Here is a 22700-nt window from a genome sequence, read left to right as displayed (position 1 = left end):
TGGGGATCTGGCGGTACGACGGGAGCGCCGTCTCCACGGCAGGCGCGCGAGAAGAACGGACGTTTCAACCAGTGGGGGTCATCATGGGGGAGTTGCGCGGCACGCACGTGCCGGTGCTGCTCGAGCGGTGTCTCGAGCTGCTGGCCCCCGCGCTGGGTCGAGGCGGCCGGACGGTGCACGTCGACGCGACGCTCGGCCTGGCCGGGCACGCGGAGGCGGTGCTCGAGGCGCATCCGCAGACCGTCCTGATCGGGCTCGACCGGGACACCGAGGCGCTCGCCCACGCACGGGTGCGGTTGGCGCGGTTCGCCGACCGGGTGCACCTGGAGCACGCCGTCTACGACGAGCTGCCCGAGGTGCTCGAGCGGCTGGGCTATCCGGGCATCGACGGGATCCTGTTCGACCTGGGTGTCTCGTCGCTGCAACTGGACGCGCCCGACCGCGGGTTCGCCTACGCGCAGGACGCGCCGCTGGACATGCGGATGGACCAGACGCGGGGGGTGACCGCCGAAGAGGTGGTCAACACGTACGCCCATCCGGATCTGGCCCGGGTGCTGCGGGTGTACGGCGAGGAGAAGTTCGCCGGGCGTATCGCCTCGGCGATCATCCGGGAGCGTGAACGCGCCCGGATCACCTCGTCCGCACGGCTGGCCGAGCTGGTCCGGGAGTCGATTCCGGCACCAGCCCGACGAACGGGCGGTCACCCGGCAAAGAGAACGTTTCAGGCTTTACGGATCGAGGTAAACAGAGAGCTGGCAGCGCTGGAGACAGCGCTGCCGTCCGCGCTCGACGCACTGACCGTGGGCGGTCGCATGGTGGTCCTGTCCTACCACTCGCTGGAGGACCGGCTCACCAAGGCGGCGCTCGCGGACCGGGTCCGCAGTAAGGGCCCGGTCGACCTCCCGGTAGAGCTGCCCGGGTCCGGTCCGACGTTCCGGCTGCTCAGCCGGGGCGCCGAACTGCCCGGGGAGGCGGAGGTCGTCGCCAACCCGCGCGCCGCCTCGGTGCGGCTGCGGGCAGCGGAACGGCTCGATCCGGACGCGACAGAGAAGGGGCGGACCGACCGCGAACGGTCCCGCCGACGAGTGAAGGCGATGCACCAACCGGGGACGGGGTCGACGGAATCCGTGGGGGATTCGGCGACGCCGGCGGACGGCAGAGGGACGGATATAGAGGGGGAGGGGACATGAACATTGACAAGCGCGACCGCCGGGACGTCACCGGCGGCGGGCAGCGCGCACCGCGGTCGGGGGGCCGGACCGCGGCGGAGCGAGCCCCGCGCGTGGGGAACGGTACGCCACGCATCGATCGGGTCAACCGGCAGGGGGAGACTCGCGCCCGGGGGGCGCGCGAGTTCCCGACCCAGGGCAGCGCCGCGCTGCGCCCGGCCGAGAAGTCCGGCGCCGCGGCGACCAGGCGCCCGCCGCGGCTGCGGGTGGCGCCACCGCCACCGGTGTCGGTGCCGCGCGCGCCGTTCGCGGCCCTGATCGTGGTGCTGGTGGTCGGCGGGGTGTTCGGCATCCTGGCGGTCAACACCAAGATCAATGAGAACGCGTTCCGGTTGGAGAAGCTCCAGCAGCAGCAGGCCCGACTGGACCTGGAGAAGCAGCAGCTCGACAAGGAGATCGCCGACGCCAAGGCGCCGGGGAACCTGACCGCCGAGGCACGTCGGCTGGGCCTGGTGGACTCCGGCGAGCCGGGGTACGTCCGGCTGCCCGACGGGAAGCTGCCCCTGGGCGTGCCCAAGCCGGCGACCGGCGAGCCGTCCGTCACCAGCCAGGGCGCAGGAGGCTGACCGGTGCCACCGAGGTCGGACGAGCCGCGCCGGGACCCCACGGGGTCCCGGCGCGGTTCTCGCCGTGACGCCGCCGACTCCGAGCCGCGCACGGGTGAGCCGGGGATCGGCGGCATCTCCGGCGCCCGGGCGTACACCCCACGGGGACGGACGGTCCGCGAGGAACGCGGCACGCCCGTGCGCGGCGCGAACGCCGAGCAGCGGCGTACCCCTCGTGGCAGCACGCGCTCCGGCGACCCGTTCCGCCCCGCGTTGCAGGTGCTCGACGGCGGCCGGGCGGCCGCCCGCTCCGGCCGGCGTGACGCTCCGGCGGCCGGCCGTGGCGGTGTCGTGCGCACCGTCGCGCCGCGGACCCCACGCGGCACCCCCGGCGACGTCCCGCCGCCGCGTCGCCGCACCACGCCGCGCGCGCCCGGTCGCGGCGACCGTCCGGCGGCCCGTCGGCCGTCCCGTAAGCCGCCGCGCCCGCCGAAGCTCGCCGACCCGCGGCTGCGCCTGCGCCTGGGCACCGTGCTCACCCTGGCGCTCTTCGTCGCCATCGGGGTGCGGCTGATCTTCCTGCAGGCGGTCGACACCCCCGCCTACGCCGGTGGTGGCGTCGCCGACCGCACCCGCACGGTGGAGCTTCCCGCCCCACGTGGGGCCATCTACGACTTCCGGGGCGAGCCGCTGGCGCACAGCGTCGAGGCACGGTACGTGTTCGCCGACCCGACCCTGATCGAGGACCGGGCCACCACCGCGAAGGCGCTCTCTCCGCTGCTCGGCATTCCCGCGTCGAAGCTGACCGACCTGATGAAGCCCCGCAAGCTGGAGACCGGCAAACCGTCCCGGTTCGAGTACCTGGCCCGGGGGGTGGAGATCCCGACGGCCAAGCAGGTGCTGGCGCTGGACCTGCCCGGCATCGGGGTGCACCGCGACGAGCGCCGTGAGGTGCCCGGCGACGACCTGGCGGCCAACCTGATCGGCTTCACCAGTCAGGACATGGTCGGTCTGGAGGGGTTGGAGGCCCGCTACGACGACCTGCTCGCCGGGCAGGACGGTAAGCGGGTGTACGAGGCGGGTCTCGGTGACCTCGCCGCGCCGATCCCTGGCGGCTACAGCGAGACGACTCCGGCGAAGCCGGGCAGCTCGCTGACCCTCACCATCGACCGGGACCTCCAGTTCCGCACCCAGCAGATCCTCAGCGCGGGGATGGCGGGGCAGAAGGGCGCGACCGCCGCGGCCGTGATCATCGACGTCGCCACCGGGGAGGTGCGGGCGCAGGCCAGTGACCCCACCTACAACGCCGCCAAGCCGGGGGACAGCGATCCGGTCGCCCGGGAGGACGCCGCGACCAGCTTCGTGGTCGACCCCGGCTCGGTGCACAAGGCGATCACCTACGGCGCGGCGCTCCAGGAGGGGGTCATCACCCCGGACACCACGCTGCCCATCGCGAACAGCATCAAGATGGGCGACACCTGGTTCTCCGACACGCACCCCGCCAACGGCCGGAAGATGAGCCTGCCGGGGATGCTGGCCTTCTCGTCGAACGTCGGCGCCATCACCGTCGCCGACAAGCTCGGCAAGGAGCGGCTGATCGACTACCAGAAGCGGTTCGGCCTGGGGCAGCCCACCCGCGAGGGACTGCCCGGCGAGGCCAGCGGCCGGCTGCTGCCGGCCGACGAGTGGAGCGGCTCGTCGTACGGGTCGGTGCCGATCGGGCACAGCGTGGACGCCACCCCGCTGCAGATGGCTGCGGCGTACGCCGCGATCGCCAACGACGGCACGTACGTGCAGCCGCACCTGGTCAAGGAGACGATCGGCCCGGACGGCAAGCGCACCCCGGCTCCGGCGCCGATCACCCGTCCCGTGCTCAGTCCGCAGAACGCGGCGGCGCTGCGCACCATCCTGGAGGCGGTCACCACCGTCGAGGGCGCCACCGGCACCCTGGCCGCAGTCCCCGGCTACCGGGTCGCCGGCAAGACCGGCACCGGCTGGCGTCTGGTCGACGGCAAGAAGCAGCCGGGTGAGGTGTCCTCCTTCATCGGCATGGCCCCCGCGGAGAAGCCCCGGTACGTGATCGCGGTCTTCGTGTACGCCCCCGGTGGTGGCGGCGCGGCGATCGCCAACCCGGCATTCCGGGACATGATGCAGTTCACGCTGCGTCACTACCGGGTGCCGCCATCCCCGAGTGGTTCCGCACCGAAGTTCGTGGTCTATCCGCGCTGACCAGCGGAGGCGCGACATCATCGGTGAGTGCCGACGAACCACCGGGGCGGCTGTGCGGCCGGAACCGGACGACCGGGTAGGGTCTGACGCCGTGCCCGGCAATCCACGTCCACGTACCGTGACCGGCGTCCGGCTCGGTGATCTCGCCGCCCGGCTCGCCGTCGACCTGCCGGCGGACGCCGCCGACGTGGTCGTCACGGGTGCCACCCACGCGAGCCAGGAGGTCCGCCCCGGCGACCTGTACGCGGCCCTGCCCGGCGCCCGCAGGCACGGCGCGGAGTTCGCCGTCGGCGCGGCCGAGGCCGGCGCGGTGGCCCTGCTGACCGACCCGGCCGGCGCGGAGCTGGCGGCGGCGAGCGGCCTGCCCGCTCTGGTGGTGCCCGACCCGCGCGCGGTGCTCGGCGAGCTGGCCTCGGCCGTGTACGGCGACCCGACCGCCGACCTGACCGTCATCGGCATCACCGGCACGGCCGGGAAGACGTCCACGGCCTACCTGGTGGAGTCGGGGCTGCGCGCCGCCGGACACACCACCGGGCTGATCGGCACCGTGGAGACCCGCCTGGGCGATCTGGTGATCGACAGCGTACGGACCACCCCGGAGGCGACCGACCTGCACGCGATGCTGGCCACCGCCCGCGAGCGGGGGGTCACCGCCGTCGTCATGGAGGTCTCCAGTCACGCCCTGGCCATGGGCCGGGTCGGTGGGGTGCGGTTCGCCGTGGGCGGGTACACGAACTTCGGCTCCGACCACCTGGACTTCCACGCCGACAGCGCCGACTACTTCGCCGCCAAGGCGCAGCTCTTCGACGGCCGGTGCGCGGTCGAGGTGCTCAACCGCGACGATCCGGCGCTCACGCCGCTCTACAAGCCGGCGACGGTCAGCTACTCGGCCGCCGGCGATCCCACGGCGACGTGGTGGGCCGACGGCGTCGACGGCGAGGGGTACGCCCAGCGGTTCACCGCCCACGGCCCGGACGGCGTGGTCGTGTCGGCCGGGGTGGCGCTGCCCGGCCGGCACAACGTGGCCAACGCGCTGCTGGCCATCGCCGCGCTGGTGGGCGCCGGGGTGGACCCACGGACCGCCGCCGACGGGGTGGCCGCCTGCGGTGGCGTCCCCGGTCGTCTGCAACTCGTCGACGTCGCCGGGCCGGTACGCGGCGTCGTCGACTACGCGCACAAGGCGGACGCGATCGTGGCGGCGCTGGCCGCGCTGCGGGAGCTGAGCGCCGGACGCCTGATCTGTGTGATCGGCGCCGGTGGGGACCGTGACCGGGGTAAGCGGCCGGTGATGGGCGCCGCCGCCGCCGAGGGGGCCGACGTGGTGCTGGTGACCGACGACAACCCGCGCACCGAGGACCCGGCCGAGATCCGCGCCGAGGTGCTCGCCGGGGCGTACCGGGCCGGCACCGCCGCCCGGATCATCGAGGTGGCCGGTCGGCGGGACGCGATCGACGAGGCCGTGCGGTTGGCCGAGCCGGGCGACGTGATCGCGCTGCTCGGCAAGGGCCATGAGCGAGGCCAGGAGGTGGCGGGCGAGATGTTCCCGTTCGACGACAGCACCGAGCTGGCCGACGCGCTGCGGGCCCGCTTCGCGGACCGGGCGGGTCAGCGGTGATCGCCCTGACCCTGGCCGAGGTGGCCGCGGCCGTCGACGGGCGGCTCGTCGCCGCCGATCCGGCCACCACCGTCACCGGCTCGGTCGAGTTCGACTCGCGCAAGGTCGGCCCCGGTTCGCTCTTCGTGGCGTTCCCGGGGGAGAAGGTCGACGGGCACGACTACGCGGTGACGGCCACCGAGGCCGGCGCGGTGGCCGTGCTCGGCACCCGCGAGGTGCCCGGGGTCCCGATGGTGCTTGTCGACGACGCCCTGGCCGCGATGGGTCGGCTGGCCCGCGCGGCGGTGGCCCGACTGCCCGAACTGACCGTGATCGGGGTGACCGGCTCGTCCGGCAAGACCACCACGAAGGACCTGATCGGTCAGCTCACCGCCCGGCTCGGCGCCACGGTCGCGCCGCCCGGCTCGTTCAACAACGAGCTGGGTCACCCGTACACGGCTCTGCTGGCCGGGCCGGACACCCGCTACCTGGTGATGGAGAAGGGCGCGCGGGGCATCGGACACGTGCGCTACCTGTGCGAGCTGGTGCCGCCGCGGATCTCGGTGGTGCTCAACGTCGGCACGTCGCACATCGGCGAGTTCGGCTCACAGGAGGCGATCGCCCAGGCCAAGGGTGAACTGGTCGAGGCGCTGCCGGCGGACGGGCTGGCCGTGCTGAACGCCGACGACCCCCGGGTGGACGCCATGGCGAGCCGCACGCGGGCGCGCGTGGTCCGCTACGGCGAGGCGGCGGACGCCGACCTGCGCGCCGAGGACGTCACGCTCGACGAGCGGGGCCACCCGTCGTACACCCTGGTCACGCCGGAGGGGCGCGCTGCCGTGCGGCTCGCGCTGACCGGTCGCCACCAGGTGGGTAACACGCTCGCCGCCGCCGCGGTCGCCCGGGAGCTGGGCATGCCGCTGACCGAGCTGGCCACGGCGCTCGGCGAGCTGGGGCTGAAGTCCACCCGACGGATGGACGTCTTCGACCGGCCCGACGGGGTGACGGTCATCGACGACTCGTACAACGCCAACCCGGCCTCGATGGCGGTCGCGCTCCGGGCGCTTGGCAGCCTCGGACGTGAAAGGCGTACCGTCGCGGTGCTCGGTTACATGGCCGAGCTGGGCCCGTTCGAGCGCGACGGCCACGCCGAGGTCGGCCGGCTCGCGGCCGAGCTGGGCGTCGACCGGCTGCTCGTGGTGGGCGAGCCGGCCGCGCCGATCCACGAAGGCGCGACAGCGGTAGCGAACTGGGGAGGAGAGTCGGTGCTGCTCACCGATCAGGCGGCGGCCGTCGAGGTGCTGCGGGGCGAGCTACGGCCGGGCGATGTCGTCCTGGTCAAGGGCTCCCGGTACCGGACCTGGGAGGTGGCCGACGCCCTGCGCGCCGACGCCGCCGGGGAGGCCAGCCGATGAGGGCGATCATCGTCGCCATCGGGGTGGCCTTCGTCGTCTCGCTGTTCTGCACCCCGCTCGCGATCAAGGTGTTCACCCGGCTCAAGGCGGGCCAGCCGATCCGGTCCGACGGCCCGGCCATGCACCAGGGCAAGAAGGGCACGCCGACGATGGGCGGCGTGGTCTTCATCCTGGCCACGGTGATCGCGTACGTGGCCGGCCACCTGGCCCTGACCACGCTGCCGGACGCCCAGATCGCGCAGGTGGAGCCGACCATCACGGCGCTGGTGCTGCTGGGGCTGATGGTGTTCTCCGGCGCGGTGGGCTTCCTCGACGACTTCCTCAAGGTGCGCAAGCGCAACAGCGCCGGCCTCAACAAGCGCGGCAAGCTGCTCGGTCAGATCCTGGTCGGCGCGGTCTTCGGCGTGATCGCGCTGTGGTTCCCGAGCACGATGACCGACGCGACGGGCAACGCCACCAACACCCAGACCGTGGGCAGCACCACGCTGAGCTTCATCCGGGACATCGACTTCCTGGAGGTCAGCAAGGTCGGGGCGGTCATCATCTTCATCTTCGTGGTGATGGCCGCGACGAACGGCGTCAACCTCACCGACGGTCTGGACGGCCTCGCCACCGGCGCGTCGGTGATGGTGCTCGCCGCGTACGCGCTGATCGCGTTCTGGCAGTACCGGCACTGGTGCGCCGACCCGAGCTACACGCAGCCGTACTGCTACGAGGTCCGCGACCCGTTGGAGATCGCGCTGATAGCCGGGGCCGCCGCCGGGGCCTGTGTGGGCTTCCTGTGGTGGAACACGTCCCCGGCGCGGATCTTCATGGGTGACACCGGAGCTCTGGGGCTGGGCGGCCTGATCGCCGGCATGGCGATGTCGACCCGCACGATCCTGCTGCTGCCGATCATCGGCGGGCTGTTCGTGATCATCACGATGTCCGTGGTGATCCAGATCATCTCCTTCCGGACCACCGGTAAACGTGTGTTCCGGATGTCACCGTTGCAGCACCACTTCGAGTTGGCCGGCTGGAGTGAGGTCAACATCGTGGTCCGGTTCTGGATCATCGCCGGCATCGGCGTGGCCATCGCCCTGGGCCTGTTCTACAGCGAGTTCCTCGCCAACATGACCTGACCCGTCGGACGCCGGCTCCCCGGGGCCGGCGTCCGGCCCGGGCGCTCAGGTCGGGGTCGGTGTGGGCGCCGCGGCCGGGGGCCCAGGGCTTGGGTGGCACGGGTGGCAGGGTGCTCGGCACGTCCTTTGCTCTGCTTCAGCGGAGGCAACATCGCGGCGACTCAACTGTCGCGCGGGTTGAAGCAGAGCAAAGGACGCGGTGGGGAGGGCGACCTCTCCGCCGGCGAGGGGCGAGACGGGCGGGGGCCGGGGCCCGACGGGCGAGGTCCGCCGGGCGGGCGACGTGCGGGCAGAACCGCTCGACACGCCCGGTGCGGGCGTTGTCGACCTCTCGGGCGCGCCGAGCGGTGATGATGTCCGTGTGGGGGAGGAACAAGACACCGAAGACAGGACAGTCGGGCGACCGCGACGGCCACCGACCGCGGAGGCGGGACGCGCCACGGAGGCTGGCAAGCAGTCCGACGGGGCGCGTGCCGCGGAACCGGGCGTGGCCAGGCGCGACGCGGCACCGGAAACGCCGGCGTCGCCGCCGCTGCGCGGGCTGGACGCGGCCGGTGGACTGGCCGCGCTGCGGGGCCTGCTGGACCGGCCGTTGGCCTCGTACTACCTGCTGCTGTCCAGCGCCGGCCTGCTGCTGCTCATCGGGTTGACGATGGTCTTCTCGGCGACCAGCGTGAGGGACTACGCCGAGGACGGCAACGCCTCCGCGTCGGTGACCAAGCAGGCCATCTTCGCGGTGATCGGCATCGGGGCGTTCTGGGCGTGCCAGCGCCTGCCCGCCAGCACGTACCGCACCCTGGGACGGCCGCTGCTGATCACCTCGGTCGCGCTGCTGCTCGTGCTCAACCTGCTGCTCGCGTACGCCCGACTGGCCGGCAAGGATTCGGCCCAGCTCGGCCCGTTGCGCGCCGAGCTGCTCTGGCTGTTCGTCGGTGGGATCCAGCTGCAACCCTCCGAGCTGGCCAAGTTCGCACTGGTGCTGTGGGGGGCGCACATCATCGCCCGCAAGGGCGCCGCGTTGGGCTGGTGGCGGGAGTTGGCGACCCCGCTCTTTCCCGTGATCGGGCTGCTCTTCGTCCTGGTCGGCTACAACGACGTGGGGACCATGCTCTGCCTGCTGGCCCTGGTCGTCGGCCTGCTCTGGGCCGCCGGCGTGCGGATGCGGGTCTTCGGGGCGCTGACCGCCGTCGGGTTGCTCGGCGTCGGTCTGCTCGTGGCGGTCGCCTCGCTGGGCGCCGGCTCCGGCGAGCGCGGCGCGGAGAACTACCGCCTGGCGCGGCTCACGCTCTTTCTCAACGCGCCGCCACCGGACCAGTGCGGCGACCCCTGCTACCAGATCTACCAGGGTCGGCTGGCCATCGAGCACGGCGGCTGGTTCGGTGTCGGCCTGGGCAAGAGCAGCCTCAAGTGGGACTGGCTGCCCGCCGCCCACAACGACTTCATCTTCGCGATCATCGCCGAGGAGCTGGGTGTGATCGGCTGCGCCGTGGTGCTGAGCCTGTTCGCCGTGCTCGCGTACACCGGTCTGCGGATCGCCCGGCGGGTCGACGACCCGTTCCGGCGGCTCGCCGCCGCGGCGGTGACGACCTGGCTGGTGAGCCAGGCGGTGATCAACATCGGTGGGGTGGTCGGGCTGCTGCCGATCACCGGTCTGCCGCTGCCGTTCATCTCCGACGGCGGAAGTGCCCTGGTCGTGACGTTGGCGGCGATCGGGATGCTCGCGTCCTTCGCCCGCGCCGAACCCGATGCGGCCAGAGCGCTGCATGCCCGTCCGTCGGCCCGGTGGGTCCGACTACTCTGGGCCCCGTTGCCGCCGCTTCCCGGCCGGCGTCGCCGACCGGCGACGCCACCGGCGGCCCGAGGGCCCGTGCCCCGGTCGCGGGAGCGGCGGAAGGACGACCAGGCCGCACCGCGCGGTGTCCGGCAGGGCCGGAGCCGTCAGGGTACGGCGAGCGAGAGGAGACGCTGATGGGTCCGCTGCGTTCGGTGGTGCTCGCGGGAGGTGGCACCGGGGGGCACGTCTACCCGCTGCTCGCCTTCGCCGACTGCCTGCGCCGACACGACCCGGGCGTCCGGATCACCTGTCTCGGCACACCCAAGGGCATGGAGAACGACCTGATCCCGCCGCACGGCTACGACCTGCGGCAGATCCCGGCGTACCAGCTGCCCCGGTCGGTGAACATGAACCTGGTCCGTACCCCGGGCCGGATGTGGACCGCGGCCCGCGCGGCGGGCAAGGTGATCGACGAGGTGCGCGCCGACGCGGTCGTCGGCTTCGGGGGGTACGTCTCGGTGCCGGCCTACCTGGCCGCGTGGCGGCGCGAGCTGCCGATGGTGATCCACGAGGTGAACGTGCCGCCGGGCGTCGCCAACCGCCTCGGCATGAAGTTCACCAAGAACGTCGCCGTGGGTTTCCCGCACCAGCCGAGCCAGGCCGAGTCGCTGCGGGACGCCACGGTGGTGGGTGTGCCGCTGCGCCGCAGCATCGCCGCGCTGGACCGGTACGCGATGCGCAACGCCGCCCGCGCCCGGTTCGGCCTTCGCCCGGATCTGCCGGTGCTCTTCGTGGCGGGTGGCTCGTCCGGCGCGCGCTCGGTCAACCTGGCGGTCTCCGGCGCGGCCAAGGAGCTGGCCCGCAACGGCGTGCAGGTGCTCCACGTGATGGGCGCCCGCAACGAGCCGGTGCCGATCCCCACCGACCTGCCGGTCCCGTACGTGACGTTGCCGTACCTGTCCGAGATGGAGCTGGGCTACGCGGCCGCCGACCTGATGCTGGCCCGGGGCGGGGCGATGACGGTCGCCGAGGTGGCCGCGATCGGCCTGCCGACGATCTTCGTGCCGTACCCGCACAGCAACCAGGAGCAGCGGCGCAACGCCCTGCCCGTGGTGGAGGCCGGCGGCGGTCTGCTCGTCGACGACGCGGAGCTGACCCCGGACTGGCTGGAGCGGGCCGTCATTCCGCTGATCCGCGACCCGCAACGGCTGTACGCGATGGGCGCGGCCGCGTCCGCGTACGGGCGGCGCGACGGTGACGAGGCGCTGCGCTCGTTCGTCCTCGAGGCGGTGGCCCGATGACCGCGCAGTTCACCCCGGCCGGCACGCTGACCGCCGAGGACCTGGGCGCCGTGCACCTCATCGGCGTGGGCGGGGTGGGCATGCTCGGCGTGGCCCGGCTGCTGCTCACCCGGGGCATCCGGGTCTCCGGTAGCGACCTGCGCGAGTGGCCGTCGCTGGCGGGCCTGCGGGCGCTCGGCGGCACCATCTACCTCAGCCACGAGGCGTCCAACCTGGACGGCGTGGACACGGTCGTCTACTCCTCGGCCATTCCGAAGGACCACCTGGAACTGGTCGAGGCCCGTCGTCGTGGTCTGCGGGTGCTGCACCGCTCGGAGGCCCTCGCGGCGGCGATGACCGGCCGCCGGGCGATCGCGGTCGCCGGCACGCACGGCAAGACCACCACCACGTCGATGGTGACGATGGTGCTCCAGCAGGCCGGTGTGGACCCGTCCTTCGTGATCGGTGGGGAGATCTCCGAGGTCGGTTCGGGCGCCCACCACGGCACCGGCGAGCACTTCGTGGTCGAGGCCGACGAGAGCGACCGCTCGTTCCTCATCTACCGCCCGTACGTCTCGATCATCACCAACGTCGAGCCGGACCACCTGAACACCTACGGCGACTACGCGACGCTGGAGGCGGCGTTCGCGGAGTTCGCGCGGCTCACCGACCCGAGCGGGTTCATCATCACCTGCGCCGACGACCCGGGCGGGCGGCGGCTGGCCGAGACCCTGCGCGCCGAGGGACGGCGGGTGTTCACCTACGGCGCGGCCGAGGACGCCGACCTGCGGCTGACCGAGATCGCGTCCTCCGCGCGCGGCGTGCGCTACCTGGCCGCGATCGACGGACGGTCGCTGGGCGAGTTCCGGCTGCCGGTGCCGGGGCGGCACATGGGGCTCAACAGCGCCGCGGCGGTGCTGACGGCGTACCTGCTCGAACTGCCCCTGGAGGCGGCGGAGGCCGCGCTGGCGGTCTTCCCCGGCGTGCGGCGGCGCTTCGAGCGCAAGGGCGTCGCGGACGGCGTGCTGGTCTACGACGAGTACGCCTACCACCCGACCTCGATCACCCTGGCGTTGCAGACGCTGCGTGAGGTGGCCGGGGACGGGCGGTTGATCGTCGTCTTCCAGCCGTACCGGCTGTACCGCACCCGCGACAACCAGGCGGAGATCGCCGAAGGGCTGGCCATCGCCGACGAGGTGGTGTTGCTGGAGGTCTTCGGGCCGGGCGAGCTGCGCCAGCCCGGCGAGGGTTCGGCGGCGCTGATCGCGGCGGTGGACCTGCCGGCCGACCGTAAGGTGTTCGTCGACTCCTGGGAGGCCGTGCCGGGCGAGGTGGCCCGGCGGGCCCGGACGGGCGACGTCGTGGTGACCATGGGCGCCCCACCGATCTCGCTGATGGGTGACGAGCTGCTGGCGGCGTTGGGGGCGCGTGCCGCCGACCCGTCGGCGACCACGGCCGTCGAGGAGCTGGCGACGACCCCGGCGATCGGCCAGCCGGTGCCGGGCGGATCCATCGCCGGCGGCGACGGGGCGGCCCTCGGCGCCGCCGCACCGGACGGCGCGAGGCCCACGGCCGGATGAGTCCCGGCCCCGCCCGCGGGCGGACCAGCCCTTCCGACGGCGGCTCTCCGCGGCGCGGCCCGGTCCGGCGTTGGCAGCTGGTCCGGGCCGGCAGCGACGCGGTGCCGGCGTCGACCCGCCGGTTCATGGCCCGCGCCCGGCAGCGCCGGATGCGGGCGGCGATGCCGTGGGCGGTGGCCGCCGGCGTGCTGGCGCTGCTCGGACTGATCGCCTGGGCGGTGCTCGGTACCGGACTGTTCGGTGTCCGGACGGTCACCGTCCAGGGTGCCGAGCTGGTCACGGACGTGCAGGTGCGCGACGCGGTGGGGGTTGCCGACGGGGTGCCGCTGGCGCGGGTGGACCTCGCGGCCGCCGCGCGTCGGGTCGGTGCGTTGGCGCCGGTGGAGCGGGCCACGGTGACGCGGGACTGGCCGGGCACGCTGGTGGTGAAGGTGACCGAGCGGACGCCGGTGGCGGTGGTGCCGCAGGCGGAGGCGTTCACCATGATCGACCGCAGCGGTGTGGCGTTCCAGACGGTGGCCCGCCGCCCGGCCGGGCTGCCGCTGGTGCGGGTGGTCCGACCCGCCGCCGCCGACCCGGACACCCGGGCCGCGCTGGAGGTGCTCGGCGCGCTGACCCCGCAGTTGCGTGCCGAGCTGGTGGACGTGAGCGTGGAGGGTCTGGCCCGGATCAGCCTGCGGCTGCGGGGGAACCGCACGGTGGTCTGGGGAGACGCCACGCGGAGCACGGACAAGGCCCGGGTGGCCACCGCGCTGCTCGGGGAGGACAGCGAGCGGATCGACGTCAGCGCGCCGGACGTGGTGACCTTCCGCTGACCGGGTGAGCGGGCCGTGGACGTGACGAGTCGCGCTCCGGCCGGCGACACGCCGACCGGGTCCTTGGCTCATCGCGCGGCGGCGCTTACGTTGCCCCGAAGAGGATCAGTGGTTGACATAACTGTAAGCCTCTAGTAGAGGGTGAGGGTTCACCTCTGATCCTCGCTGGTGGCGCTGTCGTCGACCGCTGGGCTGGCCACGCCGTACCCGGTCGGTCGAAGCCAATCTCGAAGGGAAAGGACCGGAGATGACACCTCCGCACAACTACCTGGCGGTCATCAAGGTCGTCGGCATCGGGGGCGGCGGCGTCAACGCCGTCAACCGGATGATCGAGGTTGGGCTCAAGGGCGTCGAGTTCATCGCGATCAACACCGATGCCCAGGCGCTGCTGATGAGTGACGCCGACGTCAAGCTCGACGTCGGCCGCGAGCTGACCCGCGGGCTGGGCGCGGGCGCCAACCCGGACGTGGGCAAGAACGCCGCCGAGGACCACCGCGACGAGATCGAGGAGGTGCTCAAGGGCGCCGACATGGTCTTCGTGACCTGCGGCGAGGGCGGCGGCACCGGCACCGGCGGCGCGCCCGTGGTGGCGAACATCGCCCGCAAGCTGGGCGCGCTGACCATCGGCGTGGTGACCCGGCCGTTCTCGTTCGAGGGCAAGCGCCGCCAGGTGCAGGCCGAGTCCGGGATAGACGAACTGCGCAACCAGTGCGACACCCTGATCGTCATCCCGAACGACCGGCTGCTGGCGCTCGGCGACCGCAACATCAGCATGATGGACGCGTTCCGCACCGCCGACCAGGTGCTGCTCTCCGGTGTGCAGGGCATCACCGACCTGATCACCACCCCGGGTCTGATCAACCTGGACTTCGCCGACGTCAAGAGCGTGATGAGCGGCGCGGGCAGCGCGTTGATGGGCATCGGCAGCGCCCGCGGCGAGAACCGCGCGGTCGAGGCGGCCGAGGCGGCCATCTCGAGCCCGCTGCTGGAGCAGAGCATGGACGGCGCGCGCGGCGTGCTGCTCTCCATCGCCGGCGGCTCCGACCTGGGCCTGTTCGAGATCAACGACGCGGCGCAGCTGGTCACCGACGCGGCCCACCCGGACGCCAACATCATCTTCGGCGCGGTCATCGACGACGCGCTCGGTGACGAGGTGCGGGTGACCGTGATCGCGGCGGGCTTCGACGGCGGCACGCCGGCGTACAAGGCGGCCGAGTCGCCTCGCAAGACCAACACCAACCAGCCGGCGCCGCAGACCACCCCGGTGCCGCCGCCGGCCACCCTGCCGGCCCCGACGCAGTCGCCGCGCCGGGTGCTCTTCGACGACGTGGACGTCCCCGACTTCCTCAAGAACGGCTCCTGAGCGCCGCCGATGACCGACAGCTCAGCCACGGTACGACCGGACCGGCGCGCCGAACTCGCGGCCGGTCTGGCGACGGTACGGGCCCGGATCGCCGAAGCCTGCAACCAGGCGGGCCGGGACCCCGCCGACGTCACCATGATCGCGGTGACCAAGACGTACCCGGCCGGGGACGTGGTGGCGTTGGCCGGGCTCGGGGTGGCCGACATGGGGGAGAACCGCGACCAGGAGGCGGCCGGCAAGGCGGCCGAGGTGGCCGCTGCCGGGCTCCGTCCACGCTGGCACTTCATCGGGCAGTTGCAGCGCAACAAGGCCCGTTCGGTGGTCCGGTACGCCGACGTCGTGCACTCGGTGGACAGCGTACGGCTGGCCCGGGCCCTGGACGGCGCGGCGGCGCAGCGGGAACGGCCGCTGGACGCCCTGGTGCAGGTGAGCATCGACGGCGACCCGGGGCGGGGCGGCGCGCTGCCCGGGTCGGCCGACCCGGAGTCCGGCCTGGACACGGTCGCCGCGGCGGTCGCCGAGGCGTCCACGCTGCGCCTGGCCGGCCTCATGGCGGTCGCGCCGCTGGGCTGGCCGCCGGAGCGGGCCTTCGCCCGGCTGGCCGAGATCGCCGAGGAGTTCCGATCGGTCCATCCGGGAGCGACAGCGTTGTCGGCGGGAATGAGCGGCGACCTGGAAATCGCGATCCGCTACGGCGCGACACATGTCCGCGTCGGTAGCGCGTTGCTCGGAATGCGTCCCACGCTGCGGTAGCCTGACCGCGAGACAGGCAAATTACATCAGTGTTGTTTCAAGGGCGGCCGATCCTGTGGGGGTCGTGACACGCGACGCGAATCGCGTGTCAGGGGATTGCCGTCCTGGTCCGATGGGCATGGTTGTCCACTCGCGACGGGCGACATGGCACGGGGGCGAGTGCCGCACGGCGGACGGAAGGGCGCGGGATGGGTGCACTGCGCAAGGCGGGGGTCTGGCTCGGTCTCGTCGAGGAAGACGATGAGCGGGCCTACGACGACGGTGACTACGACAAGGGTGGTTACCGTGACTCGCGCTACCGGCAGAGCCGGTACGCCGAGGAGTTCGCCGACGAGGACGACGACGACACCGAGGAGCCACCGGCTCCCCGGTCGCGCGCGAGCGAGCGGGGCCGGCTCTCCGAGCGGTCGGCCGGGCGGATCGCCGAGTCCGACCGGGGCGACTCCGAGCGTCCGGAGCGGGCCGAGCGCTCCAGCGTACGGTCGATCACGCGGTCTCCGGCGAGCGAGATGTCGGGCGCGCTGACGTACCACACGCGCGACAACCTGGCTCTCGCGCCGCAGGCCGTGACGCGGGAGCGCGTGGTCGTGCCCGAGGAGGAGCAGCGCTACCAGATCACCACCCTGCACCCGACCACCTACCGGGAGGCGCGCACCATCGGTGAGCACTTCCGCGACGGCGTACCGGTGATCATCAACCTCACCGAGATGGACGAGGCCGACGCCCGCCGTCTGGTTGACTTCGCGGCCGGTCTGGCGTTCGGGCTGCGCGGTACGATCGAGCGCGTGACCAATCGGGTGTTCCTGCTCTCACCGGCCAATGTCCAGGTCACCGCTGAGGACAAGGCCAAGATCGCTGAGGGCGGTTTTTTCAGCCTGAGTTGACCCCGCCCGACCCGAGGGACGTCGCTGACCGTGTTGTCGATCTTGCTGCAAGTGTTGTACCTGGTCCTTTATGTCTTCCTGCTTCTTCTTCTGTCCCGGTTCGTGTTGAGCGCCGTCCTGCAGTACGGCCGCCGGTGGCAGCCGGGCCGCGGAGCGGCCGCAGGACTGGAATCCGTGTGGAGCGTCACTGATCCCCCTCTCAACGCGTTGAGGCGTGTGATCCCTCCGCTGCGAATTGGTACCGTGAGCATCGACCTGGCCTCCCTTGTGCTCCTGGTTATCCTGTTCGTGCTGATGGAGTTCGTGTTAGGGCCGTCGATCAGGGCATCTGCCTGATGACCGACGCGCTTTCGCGGCCGCAACTGACCCGAGGAGTTTCGATGCCGCTGACCCCGGCCGACGTACACAACGTCGCCTTCAAAAAGCCGCCGATCGGCAAGCGGGGGTATGACGAGGAGGAGGTCGACGCCTTCCTGGACGAGGTCGAGCGCGAGCTCGCCCGTCTCATCGAGGAGAACAACGAGCTGCGCGCCCAGGTGGAGCGCGGCGGCCGTGGCGGTGCCCCCGCCGGCCCCGGCGGCGACGCCCGACTGGCGGCGGAGCTCAACGACGTCAAGGCCCAGCTCGACCGGGTCCAGCGCGACAAGTCCGCTGCCGAGCAGGCCGCCCGCGCCATGCAGGCCGAGCTGGAGCAGGTCCGCGCGACCGGCGGCCCGGCCGGCGTCACCGGCGACGGTGAGCAGCAGGCGCTGCGGGTGCTGATGATGGCCCAGCGCACCGCCGACGACCACGTGTCGGACGCGCGTCGCGAGGCCGACCAGCTGCTGTCCGAGGCGCGGAGCAAGGCCGAGGAGGTGACCCGCGAGGCTCGCGCGAAGGCCGACGCCCTGGAGCGGGACGCCCGCCAGCGGCACCAGGAGGCCATGGGCGGCCTGGACGCCAAGCGCACGGCCCTGCAGAAGCACATCGAGGAGCTCAAGCAGTTCGAGCGCGAGTACCGCACCCGGCTCAAGGCGTACCTGGAGAGCCAGCTGCGGGACCTCGACGGTCGTGGCCAGGGCCTCGAAGCCGAGATGACCCGCTCCGAGGCAGGCCGGGTCGCCGGCGGCAACGGGCTGGCCGCAGCGGGCCTCGCCGGTTCGTACGGCGGCGGGCGCTCCGGCGCCCTCGAAGCCGGACGCTGAGCACCGGCCGGCGATCGTTCTCCGCAGATGGTGACGGTCGCCGGCCCCGCCTGGACGGTACGACGCGGCAGGGGTGAGCCGTGATAGTCGCGAGTCTCCTGCTCATCCTCGTCGCTGTGGTGCTGCTGGTGTTCGGCCTGGCCGGTGGCTCCAGCATTCTGTTGACCATCTCCATCGCGGCCAGTCTGCTGGCCGCCGTGGCGTTGGTGGTGGGTGCCCGCCAGGCAGCCGCCAACCGCGCCTCGGCGGACCCAGGTCGGGTCGGCCCGCGAGACCGTGGCTCCTTCGGCTCCGCCGGCCGGACCGGGACGGGATCCCCGTACGGGCCACCGCTGGCCGAGCCGGACGTGCCGGTCCAGCACGTACCTTCGACGGTCGACGACGGCGGCACCGGGTGGCGGCAACCACCCGCGCCGCCGTCCGACCCCGAGCCGGCGTACGAGGTGGTCTCGCCGTACGAGTCCGACGCGGCGGTCGACGGCGGTGCACGCTCCGTGCCCGTCAGTCCCGCGTCACCGTTCGTGGCCCGTGCCGACGAGGCGTACCGGGCCGACGCCGTGGTCGCCGACGCGCTGGCCGACGAGCCCGCGGAGCAACCGGTCACCCCCGCCGAGGCGGCCCGCATCTCCCGGCTGCCCGACCCCGTCGAGGTGGTCGACGGCCGGCCCCGCTACCACCTGGCCGCCTGCCCGCACCTGATCGGCCGGACCCCGGAGACGCTTCCCGTCGCCGAGGCCGTCGAGCTCGGCTTCACGCCGTGCGCGGAGTGCTCGCCGGCGACCGCCCTGCTCATCGACGCCCGGCCGATCTGAAGAGCGGTGCCGGTGCCCCCGCAGGACGCGCTCACCGTGGCGGTACGGGTGAAGCCGGGCGCCTCCCGCGACGCCGTCGGCGGTCGCTTCGACGGCCCGCACGGCCCCGCCCTGGTGGTCGCCGTCCACGCCCCGGCGGTGGACGGTCGGGCGACCGAGGCGGCCCGCCGCGCCCTCGCCGCCGCGCTCGGCGTCCGGCCGGCGACGGTGTCGCTGCGGACCGGCGCCGCCAGCCGGGACAAGCTCTTCGTCGTCGACCGGCCCGCCCCCGAGTTGCCCGACGTGCTGCGCCGACTGCGCGACGGAGCCGCGGGGTGAGGACCGCCCGGGCCCGGCAACCGTGACGCCCGGGCTGGACATCGCGCTGCTGCTCGGCGCGGCCGTGCTGTTGGTGGCGGTTGGCGCGGTCCGGCTCTCGACCCGCCTCGGGGTGCCCAGCCTCCTGGTCTACCTGGCGCTCGGTGTGGCCATCGGCGAGGCCGGGCTCGGTATCCGCTTCGACGACGTCGACCTGACCCGGACCCTGGGCTTCTGCGCGCTGATCGTGATCATCGCCGAGGGCGGTCTCACCGCGCGGTGGAGCACGCTGCGTCCGGTGCTCGCGCTGGCGTCCGCGCTCTCCACGGTCGGGGTGGTCGTCAGCATCGTGGTGGTCGGCGTCGCCGTACACCTGTTGTTGGGTCTGGACTGGCGGTTGGCGCTGCTCTACGGCGCGGTGCTCTCCTCCACCGACGCGGCGGCGGTGTTCGCCACCCTGCGGCGGCTGCGGTTGCCGCCCCGGCTGGTGGCCACACTGGAGGCCGAGTCGGGCATGAACGACGCCCCGGTCGTGCTGCTGGTGGTGCTGCTGTCGCACCGGGGCCTGTCGCATCCGTGGTGGTACGAGGTCTCGCTGCTCTGTTACGAGCTGGGCGTCGGCGCGGCGGTGGGCGTGGGCGTCGGCCTCGCCGGCACCTGGGCGCTGCGCCGGGCGGCGCTGCCCTCGGCCGGCCTGTATCCGATCGCGGCGGTGGGGATCACCGTCCTGGCGTACGCCGCCGGCGCCGTGCTGCACGCCTCGGGCTTCCTCGCCGTCTACGTGGCGGGGGTGCTGCTGGGCAACGCCCGCCTGCCGCACCGCCAGGCGATCCTCGGCTTCGCCGACGGGCTGGCGTGGCTCGCGCAGATCGGTCTGTTCGTGCTGCTGGGCCTGCTGGTCGCGCCGGGCCGGTTGGATGCGGCGGTCCTGCCGGCGGTGGTCGCCGGTCTCGCGCTGGTGCTGCTGGCCCGGCCGCTGTCGGTGGCGGTCTCGGCGTTGCCGTTCCGGGTTGGCCTGCGGGAGCAGGCGTTCCTGTCCTGGGCCGGGCTGCGCGGGGCGGTGCCGATCGTGCTGGCCACCATCCCGCTCTCGCAGCGGGTGCCGGGCGCGGAACGCCTCTTCGACGCGGTCTTCGTGCTGGTGGTGATCTTCACGTTGGTGCAGACCAGCACGCTCGGCCCGTTCGCCCGCCGGCTGGGGACCACCGCGCCGGCCGAGGCCACCGAGATCCACGTGGAGACCGCGCCGCTCGAGCGGATGCGCGCCGACCTGCTGCAACTGGAGGTTCCGCCGGGCTCCCGGCTGGCCGGCGTGCACGTCGACGAGCTGCGGTTGCCGCTGGGCGCCTCGGTGACCCTGGTGTTGCGCGACGGGGTCGGTTTCGTGCCCGGCCCGGACACCCGGCTGAAGACGGGCGACAGCCTGTTGATCGTCGCCACCGGTGGGGTACGTGACGCCGCCGAACGGCGGCTGCGGGCCGTCAGCCGACGGGGTCGGCTGGCCCGATGGTTTGGCGAGTACGGAGATGAAGCGGTCGGTTGATCTGCTAGCGTTCCCTTTGCCCCAGTTAGGCAGGGCTCGGGGCGGTTCAGCGGTACGACGGTGCGCCACGTTGTCGGACGCCTGTACGTTCCGTATTCTTGCCAACCTCGGGAGTGCGCGGCCAATGTCGCCGTGCGCCCCTTTTCGTACTCAGGGGACGCCTTCGTCGGCGGCCCCTGACCAGGTGCCGCGACCGCGCGGCTCCCCGGCCGAGGGAGCGACCCATGGCGAAGCCAGCCGACACCAGGACCGCCGGCCGCAAGCCGGTGGCCAAGGCCACCCGCAGCGCGGCGGAGACCGAGAAGATCCGGGCGGCGCTGGCGGCGCGGCGGGACGAGCTTCGCGCCGAGTACGATCAGACGCTGAGCGAGATCACCGAGCTGCAGCGCGATCGGTTGACGGACTCGGCCGGGGACGACCAGGCCGACACCGGCACCAAGACGTTCGAGCGGGAGCAGGAGATCTCTCTCGCCAACAGCATCCTGGAACGGATCACGCAGGTCGAGCGCGCCCTGGAGCGCCTCGACGAGGGTGGTTACGGCTGGTGCGAGCGGTGCGGCAACCCGATCCCGGTCGAGCGCCTCGCCGCCTTCCCGTCGGCCACCCTGTGTGTGACGTGCAAGCAGTTGGAGGAGCGGCGCTAGAAGGCCCGGTCCCCGTCTGCGACGAGACGGTGAGCGATCACCGCCGAGACACCTCGATGGGGAGCGCATGACCGCAGCACCGCCCGCCGAACCCGGCCGTACCGACCCGGGTGGCGGTAAGCCCCGCCCCCGGGCCGTCGCGATCCTCGCCGGAGTGGCCCTGGTGGCCCTGCTGGCCGACCTGGTGACCAAGCACCTCGCGCTGGCCGCCCTCACCGACCGCGAGCCGGTCCGGGCGCTGGGCGGGCTGGTGTACTTCAGCCTGACCCGCAACAGCGGTGCCGCCTGGAGCATCGGGGCGGACTACACCTGGGTGTTCCCGCTGATCACCATCGGCGTGGTCGGCTGGATCGTCTGGATGGCGCTGCGGCTGCGCTCGCTGCCGTGGGCGGTCTCCCTCGGCCTGGTGCTCGGCGGTGCGCTGGGCAATCTGATGGACCGGATCTTCCGGGCGCCCGCGCCCTTCCACGGGCACGTGGTCGACATGATCAGCGTTTTCGGGCCGTACGGCGAGTACTTCCCGGTGTTCAACCTGGCCGACAGCTCGCTCGTCTGCGGCGTGGTGCTGGCCGTGCTGCTCGAGTTGACCGGTCGGCAGCGCGACGGCCGGCGGGCCGGCGGTGTCGGCGCCACCGACGACGCGGACGCCAGTGCCGACGCCGAGCAGCGGGAGCGGGCATGACCTCCGCCTTCGCCGCCGGCGGCGACCACCGCTCCCTGCCCGTACCCGATGGTCTCGACGGCATGCGACTGGACCAGGCCGTGTCCCGGCTCTTCGGTCTCTCCCGGACCGCCGCGGCCGCCCTCGTCGACGCGGGTGACGCCCTCGTCGACGGCGTCACCCGAGCCAACTCCCACAAGGTCAAGGCCGGCTCCTGGCTGGAGGTCACGCTGCCCGCGCCGGTCGCTCCGCCGACCGTGGTGCCGCAGGCGGTGCCGGGCCTGCGCGTGGTGTACGCCGACGACGACATCGTCGTGGTGGACAAGCCCGTCGGGGTGGCCGCGCACCCCAGCCCGGGATGGACCGGCCCGACGGTGATCGGGGCGCTCGCCGCGATCGGTCACCGCATCTCCACCAGTGGCGCCGCCGAGCGCCAGGGTGTGGTGCACCGCCTCGACGTGGGCACCACGGGAATCATGGTGGTGGCCAAGAGCGAGCAGGCGTACACCGCGTTGAAGCGGGCCTTCAAGTACCGCGAGGTCGACAAGGGCTACCACGCCGTGGTGCAGGGCCACCTGGACCCGCTGCGGGGGACCGTCGACGCGCCGATCGACCGGCACCCCACCCACGACTACCGCTGGGCCGTGGTGTCCGGCGGCAAGCCGAGCATCACCCACTACGACACCCTCGAGGCGTTCCCGGCCGCCAGCCTGGTCGACGTCCGGTTGGAGACCGGCCGGACCCACCAGATCCGGGTGCACTTCTCCACCCTGCGGCATCCCTGCGTGGGTGACCTGACGTACGGCGCCGATCCCACCCTCTCGGCCCGCCTCGGCCTGTCCCGTCAGTGGCTGCACGCCCGCGAACTGAGCTTTTTGCATCCCCGTTCGGGGGACGAGGTCCGGTTCGTCAGCGACTACCCTGACGATCTGGAACGTGCGCTTGAGATCCTGCGTGACTGAGCGGCGACCACCCGA

Annotated in this window: 21 protein-coding genes; all 21 read left to right on the top strand. The window is 72.9% G+C overall.

Annotation, left to right across the window (positions count from 1 at the left end):
* Window positions 1-83 precede the first annotated feature (83 nt).
* Window positions 84-1190, top strand: a complete 1107-nt coding sequence (rsmH, locus tag ACQPZK_RS22615; RefSeq protein WP_433539280.1) for a 16S rRNA (cytosine(1402)-N(4))-methyltransferase RsmH — start codon at window positions 84-86, stop codon at window positions 1188-1190.
* A complete protein-coding gene (locus tag ACQPZK_RS22610; RefSeq protein WP_433534908.1) occupies window positions 1187-1795 on the top strand; it encodes a septum formation initiator family protein in 609 nt (202 codons plus the stop codon). Before rsmH ends, ACQPZK_RS22610 begins: the two co-directional genes overlap by 4 nt.
* A gap of 3 nt (window positions 1796-1798) precedes the next feature.
* On the top strand, window positions 1799-4003 hold the full coding sequence (locus ACQPZK_RS22605; RefSeq protein WP_433534907.1) for a peptidoglycan D,D-transpeptidase FtsI family protein: 2205 nt from the start codon (window positions 1799-1801) through the stop codon (window positions 4001-4003).
* Window positions 4004-4055: 52 nt separating this feature from the next.
* Entirely contained in the window at window positions 4056-5618 is a 1563-nt protein-coding gene (locus ACQPZK_RS22600; RefSeq protein ID WP_433534906.1) for a UDP-N-acetylmuramoyl-L-alanyl-D-glutamate--2,6-diaminopimelate ligase, read from the top strand.
* Window positions 5615-7012 (top strand): UDP-N-acetylmuramoyl-tripeptide--D-alanyl-D-alanine ligase, encoded by a 1398-nt coding sequence (locus ACQPZK_RS22595; protein ID WP_433534905.1) that lies wholly within the window; start codon window positions 5615-5617, stop codon window positions 7010-7012. The genes ACQPZK_RS22600 and ACQPZK_RS22595 overlap by 4 nt, the downstream gene beginning before the upstream one ends.
* On the top strand, window positions 7009-8133 hold the full coding sequence (gene mraY / locus ACQPZK_RS22590; RefSeq protein ID WP_433534904.1) for a phospho-N-acetylmuramoyl-pentapeptide-transferase: 1125 nt from the start codon (window positions 7009-7011) through the stop codon (window positions 8131-8133). Before ACQPZK_RS22595 ends, mraY begins: the two co-directional genes overlap by 4 nt.
* Before the next feature lie 487 nt (window positions 8134-8620).
* On the top strand, window positions 8621-10102 hold the full coding sequence (locus tag ACQPZK_RS22585) for an FtsW/RodA/SpoVE family cell cycle protein (RefSeq protein WP_433534903.1): 1482 nt from the start codon (window positions 8621-8623) through the stop codon (window positions 10100-10102).
* Window positions 10102-11208 carry an undecaprenyldiphospho-muramoylpentapeptide beta-N-acetylglucosaminyltransferase gene (gene murG / locus ACQPZK_RS22580; RefSeq protein WP_421472316.1) on the top strand — a complete coding sequence of 369 codons (1107 nt, stop codon included), beginning with the start codon at window positions 10102-10104 and terminating at the stop codon, window positions 11206-11208. Before ACQPZK_RS22585 ends, murG begins: the two co-directional genes overlap by 1 nt.
* Complete coding sequence (gene murC, locus ACQPZK_RS22575; protein ID WP_433534902.1) at window positions 11205-12767, top strand: UDP-N-acetylmuramate--L-alanine ligase; 1563 nt, start codon at window positions 11205-11207, stop codon at window positions 12765-12767. The genes murG and murC overlap by 4 nt, the downstream gene beginning before the upstream one ends.
* Window positions 12764-13582: a cell division protein FtsQ/DivIB gene (locus tag ACQPZK_RS22570; RefSeq protein WP_433534901.1), complete on the top strand. Its 819-nt coding sequence runs from the start codon at window positions 12764-12766 to the stop codon at window positions 13580-13582. Before murC ends, ACQPZK_RS22570 begins: the two co-directional genes overlap by 4 nt.
* A 247-nt stretch (window positions 13583-13829) precedes the next feature.
* A complete protein-coding gene (ftsZ, locus tag ACQPZK_RS22565) occupies window positions 13830-14945 on the top strand; it encodes a cell division protein FtsZ (RefSeq protein WP_421472313.1) in 1116 nt (371 codons plus the stop codon).
* A 9-nt stretch (window positions 14946-14954) separates the two neighbouring features.
* On the top strand, window positions 14955-15698 hold the full coding sequence (locus ACQPZK_RS22560) for a YggS family pyridoxal phosphate-dependent enzyme (RefSeq protein ID WP_433534900.1): 744 nt from the start codon (window positions 14955-14957) through the stop codon (window positions 15696-15698).
* A 188-nt stretch (window positions 15699-15886) separates the two neighbouring features.
* The gene (locus ACQPZK_RS22555; RefSeq protein WP_433534899.1) at window positions 15887-16582 is read left to right on the top strand and encodes a cell division protein SepF; all 696 of its coding nucleotides are present in this window, start codon (window positions 15887-15889) and stop codon (window positions 16580-16582) included.
* Between the two features lie 30 nt (window positions 16583-16612).
* The gene (locus tag ACQPZK_RS22550) at window positions 16613-16918 is read left to right on the top strand and encodes a YggT family protein (RefSeq protein WP_355049471.1); all 306 of its coding nucleotides are present in this window, start codon (window positions 16613-16615) and stop codon (window positions 16916-16918) included.
* Window positions 16919-16962: 44 nt separating this feature from the next.
* On the top strand, window positions 16963-17766 hold the full coding sequence (locus ACQPZK_RS22545) for a DivIVA domain-containing protein (protein WP_139586062.1): 804 nt from the start codon (window positions 16963-16965) through the stop codon (window positions 17764-17766).
* Between the two features lie 80 nt (window positions 17767-17846).
* The gene (locus ACQPZK_RS22540) at window positions 17847-18578 is read left to right on the top strand and encodes a hypothetical protein (RefSeq protein ID WP_433534898.1); all 732 of its coding nucleotides are present in this window, start codon (window positions 17847-17849) and stop codon (window positions 18576-18578) included.
* A gap of 6 nt (window positions 18579-18584) precedes the next feature.
* The gene (locus ACQPZK_RS22535) at window positions 18585-18896 is read left to right on the top strand and encodes a DUF167 domain-containing protein (RefSeq protein WP_433534897.1); all 312 of its coding nucleotides are present in this window, start codon (window positions 18585-18587) and stop codon (window positions 18894-18896) included.
* A 22-nt stretch (window positions 18897-18918) separates the two neighbouring features.
* Entirely contained in the window at window positions 18919-20418 is a 1500-nt protein-coding gene (locus tag ACQPZK_RS22530) for a potassium/proton antiporter (protein WP_433534896.1), read from the top strand.
* A gap of 224 nt (window positions 20419-20642) precedes the next feature.
* Window positions 20643-21062: a TraR/DksA family transcriptional regulator gene (locus ACQPZK_RS22525; RefSeq protein ID WP_007463005.1), complete on the top strand. Its 420-nt coding sequence runs from the start codon at window positions 20643-20645 to the stop codon at window positions 21060-21062.
* A gap of 67 nt (window positions 21063-21129) precedes the next feature.
* Window positions 21130-21744: a signal peptidase II gene (gene lspA, locus ACQPZK_RS22520; RefSeq protein WP_433534895.1), complete on the top strand. Its 615-nt coding sequence runs from the start codon at window positions 21130-21132 to the stop codon at window positions 21742-21744.
* Window positions 21741-22685 carry an RluA family pseudouridine synthase gene (locus tag ACQPZK_RS22515; protein WP_433534894.1) on the top strand — a complete coding sequence of 315 codons (945 nt, stop codon included), beginning with the start codon at window positions 21741-21743 and terminating at the stop codon, window positions 22683-22685. Before lspA ends, ACQPZK_RS22515 begins: the two co-directional genes overlap by 4 nt.
* Window positions 22686-22700: the final 15 nt, after the last annotated feature.

It is taken from the genome of Micromonospora sp. CA-249363 (genome assembly GCF_050950185.1).
In the GTDB taxonomy this organism is placed as follows: domain Bacteria; phylum Actinomycetota; class Actinomycetes; order Mycobacteriales; family Micromonosporaceae; genus Micromonospora.
The sequence above is the reverse complement of the archived record's forward strand: the minus strand, read 5'-3'. Positions and strand labels throughout refer to the sequence as shown.